We start from the raw sequence: 3,477 nt of genomic DNA, 5'->3' as shown, positions 1-3,477 counted from the left end.
GGAGTTACTATATAATAATCTCCTTTTAATCTTCCTCCGGTGGCTCTAATTATCTCTTTTAAATAGTCTTCATCTATTCTAACTTCTTTAAGATATTCATCATCCCAGATGGGATACACCTCTACCGGATTATTATCTTTTTCAGCATAGATATTAGATAGTTTATATTTCAAGGAATAATCTTTTTTCTCTCGCATAATGCTAAATAATCCTAATACAAAATTGATATAGGCTTCTTTATTTTTTCTTAAATTCATAATCCGAGAGAAATCATATACTCCGGCAGAAATTATGGAAAAAGGTTGAGGGGGCTGGCCATATTTTTCATTTTCTTTTACCTCTTGCCCTAATTTTTTGGAAGCAGCGATATTCCAAATTCTTTTTTGCATAGTATAAATAGCATGTTTTCCAAAATCACACATGATCCATCGCCGCCCCAATTTTTCAGCCACTGCGGCAGTGGTGCCAGAACCGGCAAAACAATCTAACACTAGATCATTTTCATTTGTTGCAACTGATATAATTCTTTCGAGCAAAACTTCAGAATTTTCTGTAGGATATCCAGTACTTGAACTATACCCAGGTATATCTGTCCAATTCGATTGTAAATTTTCGAGTGTTTTTTCTTGAGCAAGATATTGTAACTTAGGATTATCCTTACCGCATTTTGGACAACCAATCCATTCTTTAGCTGGATCATCATGAATAAAACCACAATCTTTGCATTTAAATCGTATACTTTTTTGAATTATCATTCTATCTATTGCTTTTTGATTGTATTTAAAATGTTTATTTGCTGGTGGGAATATTATTTTATTAAACACTTTTCTTTCCATCGGTCTCCGAATTCCTGCTGAATCATCCATGTGTCTCCAGAATGCCTCTCTTTTTTGAATCATATCTTTTTTTACATATTTATAATTGAAATTCTTATTTTTTGAATACACAAATAATGAATCAGTTGAAATGGGTATAAATTTACTTTCTCCAAATACATTTTTATATATCCTATTAACTATCATTTCGTTTTCAAAATTTTGGTCAAATACCTCATCCAAAATAACTTTTATATAGTGACCAAAGTGATAATCCAATCGAACGAAGATGCATCCCTCTTCTGAGAGTAACTCTCTTAAATAAATTAATCTCTCTCTTAAAGTTTCAATATATTCAGCCCCCATTAGCTTAGCACTATAACTCATCTCTCCATTCTTTCCGCCATACTCATCACCTGTCCCAAATGGAGGATCAATATAGATTAACTTAACTTTTCCCTTGACCTTGTCTTTTATTAAAGGGTCTTGATTTAAATAACAGGTTTTTAGAAATTGCAGGTTATCTCCCTGCACAATCATATTCCGCCAGGGGTCACTATGCCCATTTCCAAAAGCCCTCACCACCTGTAAGGGGGCGGCCTCTCCGACTAGTACGGCTTGCGCCAGAATGGCTGATTCCGGCCTTTTCCCGGCATATTCGATAGTCGGTATTTTGTATTTATCTAATTTTTGAAAATCGAATTTGCCTTCTTGGTAAAGTTTATCAAAAAAACTAGGAGAAAGTTTTATTAATAAATCCTGGGGAATTTCTGTCTGGTCATTTATACACCCGGTAAGTTTTTCCATGTCATCTTGATTAAGATTAATTTTTGTCATAAGATTACCTCTTTTATATCTTATTTATTCTTCTTTAAAATTTAATCTTTCGGTTAACAAGCCATTCAATACATCTATCTTCGTTTGCTCTTTTTCCTGAGGTAGAAGAGTAAATTTATTAATCCGTAAGAAACTATATCCATAGTCTTCTAATTCTAACTGGCGCTGGATATCATAGTCTAAGTATTCTTGAGAAAAATTGTGCTTATTTACTAAAGAAGGATTTTTAGTATGATATTCCACCCCGTCATATTCCAAGATTAAGGTTTTTTCTTTCCCTTTATTAGATAAAATCATTAGAAAATCTACTCGATATTTAGGAATATATCTATTAAAATCCCTTTGGATATATTCTCCGATGGGAAATTGAGCGATTATTCTTATTTTATCTCGATTTGCTTTATAAAAATCAGTTTGAGTTATAAGGCGATATAAATCTTTTTCTGCTTCTGACCCGAATATTGATTCATCGGCAATATAATTATCAATTGCCCTTTCTTTTATTTCATGATAAATTTTTAAAGCATCGCCCAAGCGAGTATTGGAATAATCTTCTAATGGCATACTATGTACGATAACTATAGTATCTTTTGCCCGGCTAAATCCAACATTCAATCTCTGCATTTTTAATTTATGAATATCATCAGCCTGTCCTCCAATTACCGGGAAGATGGTGCGAAGGTCTGCATTGCCATTTTTTTTATCTTCTACCAAAGAATAATAAATGACGTCTCTTTCTTCTCCTTGGACATCACCTATAAACCAGATAGCTAAATGATGCTTCTTGGATAAACGATGATAATTGGATAATTCTTTACGTAAAATTTCTTCCATTCGATCTCTTTGTTCTCTGAAAGAAGTAATAATTCCAATACTTCCCTTAAACCCATTAGCAATTAATTTTTGTATATCATCTTTAATGGCTTCTATTTCATCTAAATTGACATTATTCCCGGAATTACCTTTGGTATCTATTTTCATAAAACGTAAAACTTCATTAATCGGTTTGGTCCTGATTCGATTAATGATTAGTTGAATCTGGCTAGGGGCATAGAAAATCTCATTAGAATACTCAATAATTTCTGGAAAACTGCGAAAATGAACATCTAAAGAAGTGTTATAATTTTTTAAGGCTTTGGCAAAATTAAGAGTGGAGGTCCTTACACTAAAGGTCTTTAACCACTCTTTGGTTCCTTCTTCTGGTTTATATATTTCCCCTACTTCTTGTTCTTCTGGATCTATATCCTCAGATATATCACTGGCTATCTTTTCTTTCTCTTTCTCGTCAAAAGCTGCCTGGTAATCCCGGGCATAAGCATCCAGTATTTCTTTAAAATATTGGTCTGAATATTTTTTATTAACATTGATTGCACTCACTGCACCGTATTGGTATTCATCACCAAAGACCACTACCTGTTTTGCTCTTAATAGGAGGGAGATAGATTCGGCGATAGAGACCTGGGAGGCTTCGTCAATTACTAATAGATCAATAGAATTCTCTTCCATGGGAAAATATCTGGAAATAAGGTCGGGTTCGGCGATGATGCAAGGTATATTCTCTAATAAAATCTTTGCTTCTTTAACCGTTAATCTTTTACCTGCTTTCATACTAACTATAATTCTCTGTTTTTCATTGGTGTAATGATTAAGATTTTTTATTCTCTTATCATTGATATTTTCCAATTGCTTTTGGGATGCTTGGAAATATTCATTAATATTCCCCCGATCGGGTAGATTAGAGATGGTTTTTTGATTTAACTCTATAAACAATTGAATGTATTTTAATATCTGCGAAGATTTTTCTTGGGAGGAGAATAATTCGGCT

2 protein-coding genes are annotated in these 3,477 nt (G+C 33.1%); both read right to left on the bottom strand.

Features of this window, described 5'->3' with window-relative positions; genetic code table 11:
- Window positions 1–1,652, bottom strand: a 1,652-nt coding sequence (locus tag KKC53_05670; GenBank protein ID MBU2598638.1) for a site-specific DNA-methyltransferase, incomplete at its 3' end; no start/stop codon positions are given.
- 24 nt (window positions 1,653–1,676) lie between these two features.
- Window positions 1,677–3,477, bottom strand: a 1,801-nt coding sequence (locus KKC53_05665; GenBank protein MBU2598637.1) for a hypothetical protein, incomplete at its 5' end; no start/stop codon positions are given.

The organism is Actinomycetota bacterium (assembly GCA_018830725.1).
Taxonomy (GTDB): domain Bacteria; phylum Actinomycetota; class Humimicrobiia; order JAHJRV01; family JAHJRV01; genus JAHJRV01.
The sequence above is the reverse complement of the archived record's forward strand: the minus strand, read 5'-3'. Positions and strand labels throughout refer to the sequence as shown.